Origin of the sequence: Clostridium culturomicium (assembly GCF_000821305.1) — a bacterium.
Classification (GTDB): domain Bacteria; phylum Bacillota; class Clostridia; order Clostridiales; family Clostridiaceae; genus Clostridium_J; species Clostridium_J culturomicium.
The window spans coordinates 503090-519956 of sequence record NZ_CCXK01000017.1 but is presented as its reverse complement, the minus strand read 5'-3'; the positions used below and the strand labels follow the sequence as shown (position 1 = coordinate 519956).

12 protein-coding genes are annotated in these 16867 nt (G+C 32.8%); 3 read left to right on the top strand and 9 right to left on the bottom strand.

Annotation, left to right across the window (positions count from 1 at the left end):
- Positions 1 to 8 precede the first annotated feature (8 nt).
- From purF to BN1075_RS14845, 9 genes are all read right to left on the bottom strand, one after another.
- Positions 9 to 1433 carry an amidophosphoribosyltransferase gene (gene purF / locus BN1075_RS14885; RefSeq protein WP_040194005.1) on the bottom strand — a complete coding sequence of 475 codons (1425 nt, stop codon included), beginning with the start codon at positions 1431 to 1433 and terminating at the stop codon, positions 9 to 11.
- A gap of 36 nt (positions 1434 to 1469) precedes the next feature.
- Entirely contained in the window at positions 1470 to 2171 is a 702-nt protein-coding gene (gene purC / locus BN1075_RS14880; RefSeq protein ID WP_040194004.1) for a phosphoribosylaminoimidazolesuccinocarboxamide synthase, read from the bottom strand.
- On the bottom strand, positions 2171 to 2650 hold the full coding sequence (purE, locus tag BN1075_RS14875) for a 5-(carboxyamino)imidazole ribonucleotide mutase (protein WP_040194003.1): 480 nt from the start codon (positions 2648 to 2650) through the stop codon (positions 2171 to 2173). Before purE ends, purC begins: the two co-directional genes overlap by 1 nt.
- Positions 2651 to 2828: 178 nt before the next feature.
- A complete protein-coding gene (locus BN1075_RS14870) occupies positions 2829 to 6596 on the bottom strand; it encodes a phosphoribosylformylglycinamidine synthase (RefSeq protein ID WP_268871546.1) in 3768 nt (1255 codons plus the stop codon).
- 237 nt (positions 6597 to 6833) lie between these two features.
- Complete coding sequence (locus tag BN1075_RS14865) at positions 6834 to 7787, bottom strand: ROK family protein (RefSeq protein ID WP_040194000.1); 954 nt, start codon at positions 7785 to 7787, stop codon at positions 6834 to 6836.
- 131 nt (positions 7788 to 7918) lie between these two features.
- Entirely contained in the window at positions 7919 to 8362 is a 444-nt protein-coding gene (locus BN1075_RS14860; protein ID WP_052406570.1) for a VanZ family protein, read from the bottom strand.
- A gap of 49 nt (positions 8363 to 8411) precedes the next feature.
- The gene (locus tag BN1075_RS14855; protein WP_040193999.1) at positions 8412 to 9809 is read right to left on the bottom strand and encodes a Sapep family Mn(2+)-dependent dipeptidase; all 1398 of its coding nucleotides are present in this window, start codon (positions 9807 to 9809) and stop codon (positions 8412 to 8414) included.
- 237 nt (positions 9810 to 10046) lie between these two features.
- Positions 10047 to 11681 carry a carbon starvation CstA family protein gene (locus BN1075_RS14850; protein ID WP_040193998.1) on the bottom strand — a complete coding sequence of 545 codons (1635 nt, stop codon included), beginning with the start codon at positions 11679 to 11681 and terminating at the stop codon, positions 10047 to 10049.
- A gap of 106 nt (positions 11682 to 11787) precedes the next feature.
- Entirely contained in the window at positions 11788 to 12216 is a 429-nt protein-coding gene (locus BN1075_RS14845) for a DUF8052 family protein (RefSeq protein ID WP_040193997.1), read from the bottom strand.
- Between the two features lie 439 nt (positions 12217 to 12655).
- On the opposite strand from BN1075_RS14845, the gene BN1075_RS14840 reads away from it, so the two are divergent.
- The 3 genes from BN1075_RS14840 (at position 12656) to BN1075_RS20845 (ending at position 16745) form a co-directional block, all read left to right on the top strand.
- On the top strand, positions 12656 to 13888 hold the full coding sequence (locus BN1075_RS14840; protein WP_040193995.1) for an aminopeptidase: 1233 nt from the start codon (positions 12656 to 12658) through the stop codon (positions 13886 to 13888).
- Between the two features lie 302 nt (positions 13889 to 14190).
- Positions 14191 to 14898, top strand: a complete 708-nt coding sequence (locus BN1075_RS14835) for a response regulator transcription factor (protein ID WP_404989247.1) — start codon at positions 14191 to 14193, stop codon at positions 14896 to 14898.
- Positions 14899 to 14924: 26 nt separating this feature from the next.
- On the top strand, positions 14925 to 16745 hold the full coding sequence (locus BN1075_RS20845; protein ID WP_052406569.1) for a sensor histidine kinase: 1821 nt from the start codon (positions 14925 to 14927) through the stop codon (positions 16743 to 16745).
- Positions 16746 to 16867: the final 122 nt, after the last annotated feature.

The window sequence follows — 16867 nt, the reverse complement described above, 5'->3', positions numbered from 1 at the left end:
AATACCCCCTAAATCTTTACTGGTGCTGAAATTGGATATTCTCCATCGAAACATCCACAGCAGAAACCTTGATTATCACCAAGACAATCTAATAAATCTTTTTTTGAAAGATATATTAAACTATCAACGCCAATAGCCTGACCAATTTCATATTCACTCATCTTATCTCCAATTAATTCACTTCTATAAGGAGTATCAATTCCGTAGTAACATGGATATTGTACTCTAGGTGAACAAACTCTAAAGTGTATTTCCTTTGCTCCAGCCTTTCTAAGCATAGCAACTAATCTTTTGCTTGTTGTTCCCCTTACTATAGAGTCATCTATAAGAACGATTCTTTTTCCTTTTACATTTTCTTCTATAACATTAAGCTTAACATCCACTGCTGATTCTCTTTCCTCTTGAGTTGGAGCAATAAAAGTTCTGCCAATATATTTATTCTTTATTAAAGCCATGTCAATTGGAATCCCTGAAGCCTTTGCATATCCCATAGCTGCAGACATTCCCGAATCTGGTACCCCTATAACTATATCAGCCTCCACTGGAGCAACTTCATATAGTCTCATACCAGCTTTAACTCTAGAGTTATTTACACTTATGCCATCAATAACACTGTCTGGTCTTGCAAAATAAATATACTCAAAGGAGCAGGTTGCCAGCTTAGATTTTTCTCCAAACTTAATAGATTTAATTCCTTCATCATTGATAACAACAACTTCACCAGGCTCAATATCTCTTACGAATTCAGCTCCTGAAGCATTTAAAGCGCAGCTCTCTGAGGCTAAAACATAGCCTCCGCTTACTTTGCCAAGACAAAGTGGTCTTATTCCATATGGATCTCTAACTCCAATAAGTTCATTTTCTGTTAAAATAACAATGGCAAAGGCACCTTTAATTGCTTGTATTGAATCGATAACACTTTGAAGTATTCCTTTTTTAGCTCCTCTAGAGATAAGGTTTAATATTACCTCTGTGTCTATAGAAGTTTGGAATATACATCCTGATTCTTCTAAAAGCTCTCTAATTATTTCTGCATTAGTCAAATTCCCGTTATGAGCAAGAGATATATTTCCTAGCTTGCATTTTCCCATGACAGGCTGTGCATTATTTACTGAACTTTCTCCTGCTGTTGAATATCTAACATGTCCAATTGCACTAAAGCCTTTAAGTTTATCTAGGGACTCTTTACTAAAAACCTCTGAAACTAATCCCATAGCCTTATGACATTCCATATTTTTACCATCATATGCAGTGATTCCAGCACTTTCCTGACCCCTATGCTGAAGCGCATATAACCCATAATATGTTCTTTTTGCTACATTAATATTTTCATCTTTACTATATATCCCATATACTCCGCACTCATCATGGAATTTATAACTGTCATTACACTCATATCCATCGAAGCAAGAGCTTTTATAATCAAACTTCATTAACCTATCCCCCTAAGCATCTTTGTTTCACTCCATTTATCTGATTCTTTCAAGAACCTTTTCGTAGCCTTCAACTAAGTCTCCAAGCTCTCTTCTAAATCTATCTTTATCCAATTTTTCACCAGTTTTAATATCCCAAAGTCTGCAGGTATCAGGAGAAACCTCATCAGCCAAAACTATTTCATCGCCGATTTTACCAAACTCTAATTTGAAATCTACAAGAGTTATACCTTGGTTTAAGAAGAATTCTTTAAGAATTTCATTAACCTTAGAAGCCTCTCCATAGATGTAATTTAACTCTTCAAAAGTTGTTAATCCTAGAGCCACTGCATGATAATCATTCATTAATGGATCTCCAAGCTCATCATTTTTATAGCTGATTTCAAGCACTGTAGTATTAAGCTTAGTTCCTTCTTCAACTCCATATCTCTTAGCCATGCTTCCTGCGGCGATATTTCTCACAATAACCTCAAGAGGAACTATTTCAACCTTTTTACATATTTGCTCCCTGTCACTTACTTTTCTTACAAAGTGAGTTTTAACCCCTTTTTCATTTAACATTTCAAATATTATTGAGCTGATTGTATTGTTTAATATACCTTTAGAAGAGATTGATGCTTTCTTCTCTCCATTAAAAGCTGTTGCATCGTCCTTGTAGTAAACTAAAACCTCGTCAGCTTTCTCTGTACTAAATATTCTTTTTGCTTTTCCCTCATATATAAAATTTTTCATATCCATTATAATTCTACCCCCGCTTCATTATCCTTTATAAAATTTTCTTTCATTTCTTTTCTAAAAGTTATAAGTTTTTCTTTAATTTCTGGATACTTAATTGATAGCATCTGAACTGCCATCATTCCACCATTGTAGCTGTTGTTGATTCCTACTGTTGCCACTGGAATTGACTTAGGCATCTGAACTATTGAGTAAAGAGCATCTAAACCATTTATTGCAGCATTTATTGGAACTCCAATTACAGGAATTGTTGTTTTTGAAGCTATAACTCCAGGAAGATGAGCAGCAAGCCCAGCACCAGCTATGATTGCTTCACAACCTTCTTCTTCAAGTCTTAATAAAACTTCAGCTAATTTTTCTGGAACCCTATGCGCTGATAGCACAAATGCTTCATATGGAATTTCAAATTCTCTTAAACACTTTGCAGCACCTCTCATAACTTCCACATCCGACTTACTACCGAAAATAATTGCAACCTTCATATATATCCTCCTTAATTACTCTTATCTCTTTAAACTATATCTGTTGCTATGTCCAAAGTTAGTATTAAAATATAACTTCCATCTATATAAAAAATTACCTTAATCCTTCACTCTTCATTTTTAATTAAGGAAACTCCTTCTTCTTTTAGTCGAAGGAGTAAATTCCACGTCTTGAGGCTTACTTAAAATAATTAACCCCACTTTCAAAGATCTTCATATCGTGATTTCCTGGTACATTTTTAATAACTCCATGACCAATTCTTTCACTGTGGGCCATTTTCCCAAAGACTCTTCCATCAGGGCTAGTTATCCCTTCAATGGCATAAACTGAACCATTTGGATTAAAGTTAATATCATAAGTTGGATTTCCACTTCTATCTACATATTGAGTGGCAACCTGTCCATTTTCAAATAACTTTCTTATAAACTCTTCATTTCCAACAAATCTTCCTTCACCGTGTGAGATTGGAACCCTGTGGATGTCTCCAACCTTGCAGCTTGAAAGCCAAGGTGACTTGGTTGAAACAATTTTTGTTTCAACCATAGTGCTTTGGTGACTTCCAATTAAGTTATGTGTTAATGTTGGACTATCCTCACCAATCTCTCTTATCTCACCGTAAGGTACTAAACCAAGTTTAATTAGTGCTTGGAAGCCGTTACATATGCCTAATATCAACCCATCTCTTCTATTTAAAAGATCCATTACAGCTTCTTTAACTTTTTCATTTCTTAGGATAGCATTTATAAACTTACCTGAACCATCTGGCTCGTCTCCTGCTGAAAAGCCCCCTGGAAGCATAATGATGTTAGATCCACTTATCTTCCTTTCCATGGCTTCTATGGCTTCTTTTATATGCCTTGGAGTCAGGTTATTGAAAATTACAGTGTCAACTTCAGCTCCTGCTTTCGCGAAGACTCTCTCGCAATCATACTCACAGTTTGTACCTGGGAAGATTGGAATTAATACTTTTGGTTTTGCTATCTTTATCATAGGTGATATTATTTTACTTTCACTCTTGCCTGATTCAAGAATTTCTTTTTTCATCTCTAAATGCTTAACTTCACCCTTGTACTTTTTATTAAAAATATCCTCTAGAACATTTTCATATATATCTGAGATATGATTTAACTCTACTATTTCATTAGCTCTTTCAATACATGGTGTTTCCTTAGTTTTTCCTATGACTATAATATTTTCATTGTTCACTTCAAAATTTTCACTTACTTCAAGAACCATTGAACCATAAGTAATTCTTTGTAATTCCTTCAATGAAAGATTCTCATTAATAGTTAACCCTACATTATTTCCAAAACACATTTTAGCTAAGGTTTCAATAATTCCACCATAAGCTACCGTAGCACTAGCTAAAACCTTTCCTTCTTTAATTGCCTCACTTACTAATGAAAGATTTCTTTTAAATTCTTTGAAATCTATTGTATAGTCATCCTTTTGAGGAGTTTTAACAAGTACAACTTTACTACCTGCTTCTTTAAATTCATTTGATATAGCAGTGTTAATATTTCCTGTAGTTACTGCAAAGCTAATTAACGTTGGTGGTACTGTTAAACCCTTAAAAGTTCCAGACATACTGTCCTTTCCTCCTATTGCAGCTATCTCAAGTTCATGCTGAGCATATAAACCTCCAAGTAAAGCTGAGAATGGTTTACCCCACTTTTCAGGGTCATCCCCAAGTCTTTCAAAATATTCTTGGAATGAAAGATATATGCTATTTAAATCTCCTCCCAAGGCAACTACCTTAGCGACACTTTCAACTACTGCATACATTGCACCGTGGAATGGACTCCATTTAGCCATCTTTGGATTAAAGCCGTGAGCCATAACAGCTGTAGTGCTAGTGTCTCCCTCTTCCACTGGAATCTTAAATACCATTCCTTCTGTCTGAGTTCTTTGTGTTGTTCCGCCATAAGGCATTAGAACTGTATTTCCTCCAATGGATGAATCAAAGATATTCATAAGTCCCTTTTGTGAACCTATATTGATATCCTGCATCACATTTTCAAAGGCATCCTTCAAAGTGTCATATTTTTTAATAGATTCAAAATAATTCTCTTCTTCCTTAGGACATTGAACTTTTACATTTCCGAAGGTCTTAGCTCCATTTGTATCAAGGAATTCTCTTGATAAGTTAACTATCTCCTTGCCTCTCCAAAGCATCTTCATGATTTTCTCTTCTGTAACCTTAGCAACAACTACAGCCTCTAAGTTTTCCTCTTCACAGTAGCTTATGAACCTTTCAGCATTATCTGCTTCAACAACTACTGCCATTCTTTCTTGAGATTCAGAAATCGCTATTTCTGTGCCATCTAAACCTTCATACTTCTTTTTAACTAAATCTAAATTTATTTCAAGGCCATCTGCCAGCTCTCCAATTGCTACAGACACACCACCTGCACCAAAGTCATTACATCTTTTAATTAATGTTGTTACCTTATTTTTTCTAAATAATCTTTGAATCTTTCTTTCCGTTGGGGCATTACCCTTTTGAACCTCTGAACTACATTCATCGATTGAATTTTCAGTATGTTCTTTCGATGAACCTGAAGCTCCTCCTATGCCATCCCTTCCTGTTCTTCCGCCAACTAAAACCACAACATCTCCAGGAGCTGGCACTGTTCTAATTACGTTTTTTGCAGGTGCAGCACCTAAAACAGCTCCAACTTCCATTCGCTTTGCAATGTATCCTTCGTCGTATACTTCTTTAACATATCCAGCAGCAAGTCCAATTTGATTTCCATAGCTGCTGTACCCCTTTGCTGCTTCTTTAGTAATCTTTCTTTGAGGAAGTTTGCCGTTTAATGTTTCTTCTATTGAAACTCTTGGATCTCCTGACCCTGTTATTCTCATTGCACCAAACACGTAGCTTCTGCCTGAAAGCGGATCTCTGATAGCACCACCTAAACAAGTTGAAGCTCCTCCAAATGGTTCAATTTCCGTTGGATGATTATGGGTTTCATTTTTAAACATTAAAAGATACTCTTCGTCTGTTCCATTTACATCCACATTAACCTTTATACTACAAGCGTTAATTTCTTCTGATTGATCAAGTTTATCAAGCTTACCATCATTTCTAAGCTTTTTCATAGCAATAACAGCTAGATCCATCAAAGTCATTGCTCTTTCTTTATCTTTATATACTTCATCTCTATATTTCTTATATATTTCAAAGCCTTCCTTAATGGGCTTCATGAATTTACCTTCTTCAAAGTCTATTTCCTGCAGCTCCCTTTGGAAAGTTGTATGTCTGCAGTGATCAGACCAATATGTATCTAAAACCCTAATTTCTGTTATTGTTGGATTTCTCTTTAAGTTTTTAAAGTGATCCCTTATTAAAACTATATCTCCCTCATTAAGAGATAAAGATCTTTCAGTTAAAAATTCTCTTAACTCCTCAACACTCATTTCTATAAATCCATTTATTATTTCAACATCCTTAGGCTGATTTTGCTTTACATTAATAGATATTTTCTTCTCCATAGAGCTTTCTTTAGAATCCACTCCATTGATGTAGTACTTTTTAATTTTCTCCATATCTTCTTTCGAAACGTCACCATATACAGCCACAAGTCTTCCTGATTTAACCGTTGGTGCCTCTTTTTCAGTCATAAGCTGAATACATTGTGCAGCTGAATCAGCTCTTTGATCATATTGACCTTCATGATATTCCACTAAAAAAGACTTACTTCCACTTAAATCAATGGTCTCATCATATAAATCATCGGTGTTGATTTCACTTAAAACTGTGTATTTTATTGCTTCAAGTTCCTTTTCATCAATTCCATCAATATCATATTTATTTATCAATCGAACCCTTTGAATATTGTCAATGCCTAATAAATTTTTAAACTCCCAAAGCAGTCCTTGAGCTTCCTTATTAAATTGGTCTTTCTTTTCCACAAAGATGGTGAAAATCTTACTCACATCCACGTCCCCCCTTAATAAACACGAATAATATATTTTTTCATTATTTTATTGTTCGTATTTTTATCATAATACATTTTTTAATAATTTTAAACCCCTAAAGGGAAAATTCATATTTTTTTCAAATTTATTAGCATTTCCAGAGAATTTATTGAAATATATGCGGACTTATGTATTTTTTGTAAACAAAAAAAACTTAAACCTTTAAAAGATTTAAGTTCTTATATCATTCGTTTTTTTATGCTATTTTTTATTTAACCTGCAAAGATTCGCAGCTCCTATAATACCGCCATCATTACCTATTTTAGACAGTACAATATCTCCTATTGGAGCACCATTGAAATATACTCTTTCCTTTGCTTCTTTTATTATTTTATTTAATAAAAATTCACCGGCAGCTGATAACCCTCCACCAATTACAATAACTTCTGGATCAAGGATAGCTACTGTATTAACTATTCCTATTGCTAAGTATTTAACCATTCTGCTTACAACTTCATTAGCTATCTTGTCTCCATTTTTAGCTGCATCAAAGATTAGTTTTCCATTAATCTTATTTAAGTCACCTTGAATTTCTTCCTCCATAGAAGTCTTATTTCCTTCTTCTATCAACTTTTGTGCATATTTTATGATGCCTGTTGAGGAGCAAAAGGTTTCAAGGCATCCATTTCTTCCACAGTTACAATCAAAAAAATTCTCTCCAACAATAACATGTCCAATTTCTGAACCGATACCATGGGCCCCATCATAAACCTTTCCATCTATTATTATTCCAGCTCCTATTCCCGTTCCAAGAGTTAATAATACTCCAGAATTATAACCCTTCATAGCGCCAACTGTAAATTCTGCAACACCAGCAACCGTAGCATCATTTCCAATAGACACTGGTACATTTAATCTTTCTTCTAAGTATTGTCTAACAGGGATATTCTTCCACTTTAAATTCACACACTCTATCACCATTCCATTTGAAGGATTTACAATACCCGGAACTCCAATTCCAACACCTTTAACACAATTTAAATCCTTATTTAAGGCTTTCACTGCCTTTTTAATAAGTTCTATTATATCATCACAAACTTCTTCATAATTTAAGCTTTTTCTTGTTGGTATAGAATCTTTAAATAAAAACTTATTATCTTCATCAACAATACCAAAACCTACATTAGTTCCCCCTAAATCAATGCCAATATACATAAACTGTCCCCTCCAAAATTACTTAATTTTACCTTTCAATTGATGATCAAATATTTCATCTTGAAACCATAAGCATAAGCAGATTCAAAATTCATAATTTAAACTTTAAACAGATCTTTGAAATACTCCCTTTAATAATTCATCGAAGAAAATATCTTATTATAAATAAAAACCCTAAAAACAACTATAAATGCAGCAACTCCGCTAAAATCAATTAGTACATCTCTTACTTCTGAGCTTCTTCCTTCTATGAAACCCTGAAGAAATTCATCACTTAAAGCTGTCATTACCCCCATCAATAAAATAAATGAGTAATTATATTTTTTATTTGTAAAAGCACCATATGTGGCCGTTAAAAGGCCAGAAAGAATAAAATACTCAGTAAAATGTGCTGTTTTTCGCACTACAAAAGATATACTTTCACTATATTCACTGCTTATACCAAACCATTTTAATATAAAATCTACAATTTGTGAACTAGCCGCAGCAGACTCCACCGCAGGCTTAGATGACATATATAAAATAAAACTTATCCATAATAGTGTAAGAATTAAATATATATATTTTCTTTTCAATTTATGAATAGTAATTCCCCTCCATTCTTTATCCGCCTTCGTAGTTATCCTATTTCATCAGCTCAATCAGACCTCTTGCATATATCTCTACTAGCTTAAATAAGTTTTCAATAGAAATATACTCTTTTGAACTTAACTCCTCCTTCGCTTCCGTCGGAAACACAGGACCAAAGGCTATGGTGTTACTTATAGCTCTAGCAAAGCTTTTCTCCGCCATTGTATATGGTTCACTTTCCTTATCTCCGGTTACATCTCTATAGGCCTTTAAAAGCTTTTTAACCACAAAGCTATCCTTAGAAAAGGTAATCGGTCTTGCATGGTCAATGGAATCTATTTTAAGATTTGTATACTTAAATCCATCCTTTACCTGCTCTAAAACTTCGGTATAAAGATATGAGATTGGATGAGTGATATTAACCATTATAGTCGCTCCTTCACTATCCACCTTTATTTCCTCTACATTAAAGGTGAACTCTCCAGATTCATCACCCTTAAAATTACAGTTTATTCTTTCTCCATGATATGTGGTGGAAATAAGCTTCTCATACTCATCTATTAAGGCTTTTCTATCCATAACCTCCTCAAATCTTCCAAGAAACTTCATGCCGTAAGAAATGGCATTTACCCCGTCCTCTGGATTACAGCTTCTTGCACTTTTACCCTGAAGTTCAATCCAAACCAATTTGTTTTGAGTTATGATTTTATATTCCAGGCCCTCTTCTTGAGCGAAGGCTTTTAATTCCTCTTCTATTTTAATCTTAAAAATTTCCTCACAGCTTAAAATCATATTAACTTTATCAGGGACTCCCTGCCCCTTTTTCCCACCTGAAATCTCTACAATATTTATTGGTGCTTCATAATCACAAGGAACTCTCATTTTAAGGGTTAAATCAATAATACCCTTTTCACCATATATAACTGGGAACACTCCATCAGGAGAAAACCCTATCTCAGGAGCACCTTCATATTCTTTATAATAATTAATACTTTTTCCATCTTTATATTTATCACAGCCAAGCAAAAGTCTAATTTTTTTATCTTCAGGAATTAGCCCTTCATCACTTAAAATCTTCATTGCATATAAGCACGCTATTAAAGATCCTTTTGTAGTTCTTGCTCCTAAGCCATAAATCTTTCCATCATTCACTTCACCCAGAAATGGATTCTTTGTCCACTGCTTTACTGGCTCTGGCACATCTACATTACATAGAATCCCAATGGTGTACTCACCATTACCAGCTTCAATATGACCGCAATGCCCAAGATAATTTTGTGTCTTAAACTTCCAGCTATTACCTTTATCCAAAATATATTTTAACCCCTTGTATACCCCTTCTCCATAAGGCATATTCGGTTTTTTCATATCATTTACCGTTTTAATATTTATAAGTTCAATCAAATCATTAACAATTTTGTCTCCATTACTATTTATGTAATCTTCAAACATTTTACCTTAAAATTTAATGGTTATGATCCCACTAATTTCAAGATTCACCTCCTGAATATTATCACCTTGCAACAATCAAGGCAAAAAACTTTCCTATATAGTTATAACATAAATTTTCTCCACATTAAATAGTAATATGCAGTGTTTATACAAATCCTTCCTTATTTTTCACAAAAACAATAAGGATGTAGTTTATCCAATTGATTATAACTACATCCTCACATTTATCTATTTACATTATTTTGATTTAGCTGCTGTTTTCTTATTCTTTACTAAAGTATTGTATGCTTCATAAATTAATACAAGAGATAGTACTAAAAGAACACATGCAATTATCCCTAGAATGTAATTTTTATCTACACTGAAAAGATATTGTTTGATAAGAAGTCCTAAAGCTGAAAGAGTTACAATAAACATAAATATCATCGGAATAATTGTTGCCCAGGTCTTCTTGCCATTCTTTGAAAGCCAAGCAGTTATTGCAAGTAATGCTAAAGCTGCTAAAAGCTGATTTGCAGAACCAAAAATTGGCCATATCTTAACATATCCATATAAAATTAAAACAAAAGATGCACAAATGGTAATACCTGTTGCAAGATATTTATTTTTACTAACTACTGTTTTTCTTCCATCCTTGCCTTCACAAAGCTCTTGTAAAATATATCTGCCTATTCTTGTTGCTGTATCAAGACTTGTTAATGCAAATGCAGAGAAACATAAGGTTACAAATACCACACCAACTGCTTCAGGAATTCCAAAGCTAGACATAAAGTTTGCAACACCATTTGCAAAAACCTGTGCTGGAGTCCCCTCTGCTTTTGCAACATAACCAACAGCTATTAAGGCGATAACAGCAACTACACCTTCGATAAGCATTGCACCGTATCCGATAAGCTTAGCATCTGGCTCTTCCTTATCAATCTGCTTAGAAGTTGTACTTGAGCTAACTAAGGAGTGGAACCCTGAAATTGCACCACAAGCTACAGTAACAAACAGGAATGGGAACAATGTATTATTATTTACTGTAAATCCATTATATCCTGCAATCTGAAGTGTTGGATGTTTAATTATTATTCCCAACAAAGCACCAATAATTATTCCATAAAGCAAGAATGAGCATAAGTAATCTCTAGGCTGTAGTAAAAGCCATACAGGTAATGTTGATGCTAAGAAAATATAAACAAGCAAAATAATCTGCCAAGTAAGCTTCGAAAATTTAAGTACAGGGAATTGATAACCAATAACTATGCATATTAATAAAACGATAATTCCAATGAAAGATGCTATTGAAAGCTTTGCGCCTCTTTTATAAACAAGAACTCCAAAAACCATGGCAAGAATGATAAAAAGCATTGATGCAGTACCAGCTTGAGCCCCCATTACATTTTGTGGGTTTACTGAATCAAATGCAAAGGTAGATGCACAAATGTCAGTGAAAGCTGCAACGACTAAAACAATAGTAAGCCATCCAAATAAGTTAAAGAGCATTTTTCCTCTTTGTCCCATATTCACCTTAACTACTTCACCAATAGTTTTTCCATCATGTCTTATAGATGCAACTAAAGATCCAAAATCATGAACACCACCAATAAAAATACTTCCTACAATAATCCATAAAAATACAGGTATCCATCCAAATACAGCTGCTTGAATAGGTCCAGTTATAGGACCAGCACCTGCTATAGATGAGAAATGGTGACCAAGTAAAACCTTAGAGTTAGCTGGACAATAATCAATATCATCCCTTAAAGTATGTGCCGGAGTTTTCCTTGTAGGGTCTATTCCGTACTTTTTAGCAAGAAACGAACCGTAGGTAACATAGGCAACAAGGAAAATACCTATACAGATTAATAATAACAACAACGAGTTCATATAATCCCTCCTTTTATATTTAATCCAATATAAAATATAAATTTATACTGAATTATTTACAAAATATCACTTAACATATAACTTCATATGTTAAAGTCTAAAAATATCAACTTATAAACTTTAGTTTTTCTTCAAGATCTCCAGCAGCTTTATTATAATAACTTTTCCCATTTTCCAAATCTATCACCATAATCCGTACCACACTCCACCCGAAAAGCGAATATCTATAATTCTTTGTATACTTCAATTTCATCACTTTTTTTATTAATGTGTCATGAATTCCACCTCTACTTACTAATAAAATTCCTGTTATATAAGTAGTCTTATGTTCAATATGAGGGCATACCAAATCCTTACAACATCTTTTTAAATAATTAAAAAAATCATTTAAATTATCGTCACTTAAATTGTCAACACTTTTTACAATACAATGCTCATTACATTCATATTTATCAATAATTTTGTCTTTTCCCAAAAGAGTTCTTCCAAATTCTTCTGTCCAATAACCATATAAATCTATAGATTCATCGAACATTTTAACCTCCTCCTGAATCTTAAAATTCTTTGATAATCTAATTTTTATCTCATTTAAACAGTTATTTAACTCCAAGCTCCTCATCCCTTCTATATCTATTTAATATTTTTAATATCTCTAATTTAAGGTTTCATTTAATGAAAAATAATTACTTTACTATATAAATACTAAATTTCCCTGTAAATTATAACTAATTCATTAAAACTTGTTTAAAATTCTAGTGATGACAAGCCTTAAAACTTTTAACAATATTTTCTACCTATGATATAATAATTTTTAGATAGGATATTTATTATTTAAAATATATGAAATACTAAAACTAACAAACTGAAAATAAAATATTTCTTTAACTTATCAAAAAATAACTTAGTATCAACAAACCTTCAAAAGTAGAAGGCGTACCATAATAATTCAATAAAATTTAAGGGGTGTGTTAACTATGATTAATTCAGAAATGCTAAAAAAATATGCAAACCTAAGCTTATCTATCGGTGTTAACCTTCAAAAGAATCAAATACTAGTTGTAAAGTCACCTGTAGAATGTGCAGACTTCACAAGAATTCTTGTTGAAGAAGCTTATAAAAAAGGTGCTAGTGAAGTTGTGGTACTATGGAACGACGAACAATGTACCAGATTAAATTATCTATACTCTCCAATTGAAGTACTTGAAGATTACCCAGACTGGCTTCGTGACTCCGTTCTTCATTATGCAAAAAAAGGTGCAGCTATTCTAAGTATCAGTGCTTCTAACCCTGAACTAATGAAAGGTATAGATCCTGTTAAAATCGCAGCTGCAAAAAAATCAGCCAGCATTGCAACAAGAGAATTTAGTACTAGAATCATGACTAATGAAAACCCATGGTCTATCATTTCCCTTCCAACAAAAGCTTGGGCAATGAAAGTTTATCCTGGCATTTCTCCAGAAGAAGCTATAAATAAATTATGGGAAACAATTTTCAGTGTAGTTAGAGTTAATGAAGCTGACCCTATAGCTGCCTGGGAAACTCATAAAAATAACTTAATAGCTAAAATGAACTATTTAAATAAAAAGAACTTTAAAACTTTACACTTCACAAATAATCTGGGAACAGATTTATATGTGGATTTAGCAGTTAATCATATTTGGTGTGGCGGTGCTGAATCCTCCTCTGCAGGTATCGAGTTTATTGCAAACATGCCTACAGAAGAAATATTCACTATGCCAAAAAGAGATGGAGTACACGGAAAAGTTGTCAGTTCAAAACCTTTAAACTATGGAGGGGCTTTAATTAACAACTTTGCCCTTGAATTTAAAGACGGAAAGGTTGTTAGCTTCGAAGCTGAAGAAGGCTACGATGCTTTAAAAGGTCTAGTTACCACAGACGAAGGTGCAGCTCACTTAGGCGAAGTTGCTTTAGTTCCTTTTGATTCTCCTATATCTAATTCAAATACAATCTTCTTCAATACTCTATATGATGAAAATGCATCCTGTCACCTTGCCTTTGGTAAAGCTTATAATCTTACAATTAAGGGTGGTAAAACTATGTCTACAGAGGAATTAATGGCAAGTGGCGGTAATGACTCTTTAGTTCATGTTGACTTCATGATTGGAACAAAGGATTTAAACATTACAGGTATTGCTTTTGATGGTACTGAAACCCCTATATTTACAGATGGAAATTGGGCATTCTAATAAAGTAATAACCTACTTAATATAATTTAAAATTCTGCCTTCCATAATCTATTAAAAGTTCTGTTCCCAATAAATACTTTGAGAACAGAACTTTTAAATATCAAGCTAATATGTAAGAATCTCTTAATACTTTTAACAGACTTTTGTTATACAATATAATTGTAGATAAAGAACTCCACATATTGAACTTAAAATTATTAAGTCTTTAATTTTAACCTTTTAAAAAGTATAATTAAAAAGTGTTTAACAATGCTATGTTCTTAATTCTAATTTAAATAAATACATAGGTAGGTGTATCAATGATTAACTATAATATTTTAGTTGTAGATGATGAAAAAGAAATCTGCAACGCCATAGAGATATATTTGAAAAGAGAGGGTTACAATGTTTATAAAGCCTACGATGGCATTGAAGCTCTAGAACTACTTGGTGAAAACAACATTCATCTCATTCTGTTGGATGTGATGATGCCAAAACTAGACGGTATAAAAACCTGCTTGAAAATACGTCAGGATCAAAACATTCCAATCATCATCCTTTCAGCAAAATCTGAAAATGTTGATAAAATTATAGGATTAAACAGTGGTGCTGATGATTACATAACAAAACCCTTTAACCATCTAGAACTTTTAGCAAGAGTAAAATCTCAGCTTCGCCGCTACGAAAAACCTTTAAATGTAGAAAATATTAATGTGAAAGATAAAATAATTATCAAAGATTTAGAAATAGACACAACAAAGAAAACAACCACCTTAAGAGGTGAAGAAATAAAACTTACAGCTACTGAATATGGTATTTTAGTTTTGCTCGCTTCAAATCCTGGAAAGGTGTTCTCCATAAAGGAAATCTATGAAAATGTATGGAAAGCTCCCTTTTACCACAGTGAAAATACAGTAACTGTTCATATTAGAAGAATGAGAGAAAAAATAGAAGTTAATGCTAAAAATCCAGAATATATTAAAGTTGTGTGGGGCGTTGGCTATAAAATCGTGGATTCAACAATAAAATAAAGATTTATGCAAGGATGTGAAGACCAATGACCTCTTTAATTAACCTTTTTAAAAAATGGTTTTTCAACTATGATAAATCCCTGATGAAAATGGAACTTATACTAATTATCATTATTAGCCTTACTGCCATTCCTTTATTCTATAAACTTTCCTTAGTTGATTATGACAATTACACTAATAAAACTAGTGTGTATATTACCTCATTAATTAACGAAGACAAGTTCAAAAAGGAAATGCTTAGAAATGACATAACCACCTTAAGAGAAGACTTACTTCGTTTTACCACTGGATTTTCTAAGGTACTTCAATGTGAAAATCCGAAAGAAGCAGAAGCTCTTCAATCAGATTTTGAGTTTACTTTTAATGGGGATGTTGGATTTCTCTTAATTGATAAAAATACTGGAAGAACCTTCTCAAATAGAAACTGGTTTAAAGATTACCCTTATAGTGAAATTCATCCTAAAGAAGCCTTGGTCAAGTTATCCCAAGAAGATGATGTAATAATCTTCAGCTCTGAAGACATTACCCATTATAAAACTCCTTATGGATACTACAATGGAGCTTACACTGCTCCTAACCCAGACTTAGAGGAAATTTACTTCATCAGAGGTACAAAATATACCTATATTGCGAATATTGTATCTCTAAGGATTTACTTATCAATACCCTTTATTCTTTTATTCTTAACTTTAACTTTAAAACACTTGGTAAGTATAAAAAGAATGACCCTAAAAAATTATCTTCTTATTTATAGTAATATAATTGTTATCCGTGGGTATAAAGCTGCTATTTTTACTTTTACTCATATAGGTTTAATTTTAAAAAGAATTCTATATGATAAAATCTTTATATACCTTGGTGTATTTTGGATAATATATCTTCCATTATCTTATTTGTTCAACACAGGAGTATATTTTACTTATATTCCAGATTTCACTGGGTACTTGTTAATATTAACTATGGTTCTTGTACCTATAGCAATTATTATTCGTGTAATAGAATCTGTTAACAACAGTGAAAAACTTCTTAAATACTTAAACAAAATTGAAGTTGGGGATATAGATGTAACTATTAATCCTGAAACCTTAGGGAACTTCAAAAATCTCGGCATTGCCTTAAATAAATTAAAAATAAATTACACAAACAAAATAGAGGCTGGAATAAAAAATGAAAAATTAAAAACAGAATTAATCACAAACGTATCTCACGATTTAAAAACCCCTTTAACCTCCATCGTAAATTACGTTGATATCTTAAAGGATGAAAACTTAAGTCAAGAAGAGATACGTGACTACATTTCAATTTTAGATAATAAAGCCACAAGACTGCAAAGCCTGGTAGAAGACTTATTTGAAATGTCAAAAATGACTTCTGGCCAAATAATCCTTGAAAAATCTAATGTTGATATGGTGGAGTTAATCCATCAAAATCTTGGTGAATTAGCTTTTCTAGGTGAAGATAAGCATCTTACCTTTAAGGTTATTGGTGATAAAAGCTGCATTGTAAATGTAGATGGAGCCCGTATGTCAAGAGTAATGGATAATTTAATCTGCAATGCAATTAAGTACTCTTTGGAAAACTCCAGAGTATATCTTAGCGTTATCAACGAAGTTAGTGATTGTGTTATAGAAGTAAAAAACATCTCAAAATATGATTTAGACTTTGATGAAAATGAAATCTTAGAAAGATTTGTCCGTGGTGAAAAATCTAGAACCTCCTCCGTTGATGGTTCAGGCCTTGGCCTTGCCATCGCAAAAACTATTATTGAACTTCATAACGGAACCATCAAAATTAAGTGCGATGGCGACTTGTTCAAGGTCATTATAAAATTACCAATTGAAACCTAATAATAAAAGAGTTATGACGAAAGTCATACCTCTTTATAGTCAAAGGATGAAAAGCGAAAAATGAAGATTTAATGTAGAAATTCCTGTGGAGTTTCTATTATTATCTATTTCATAAGTATTCC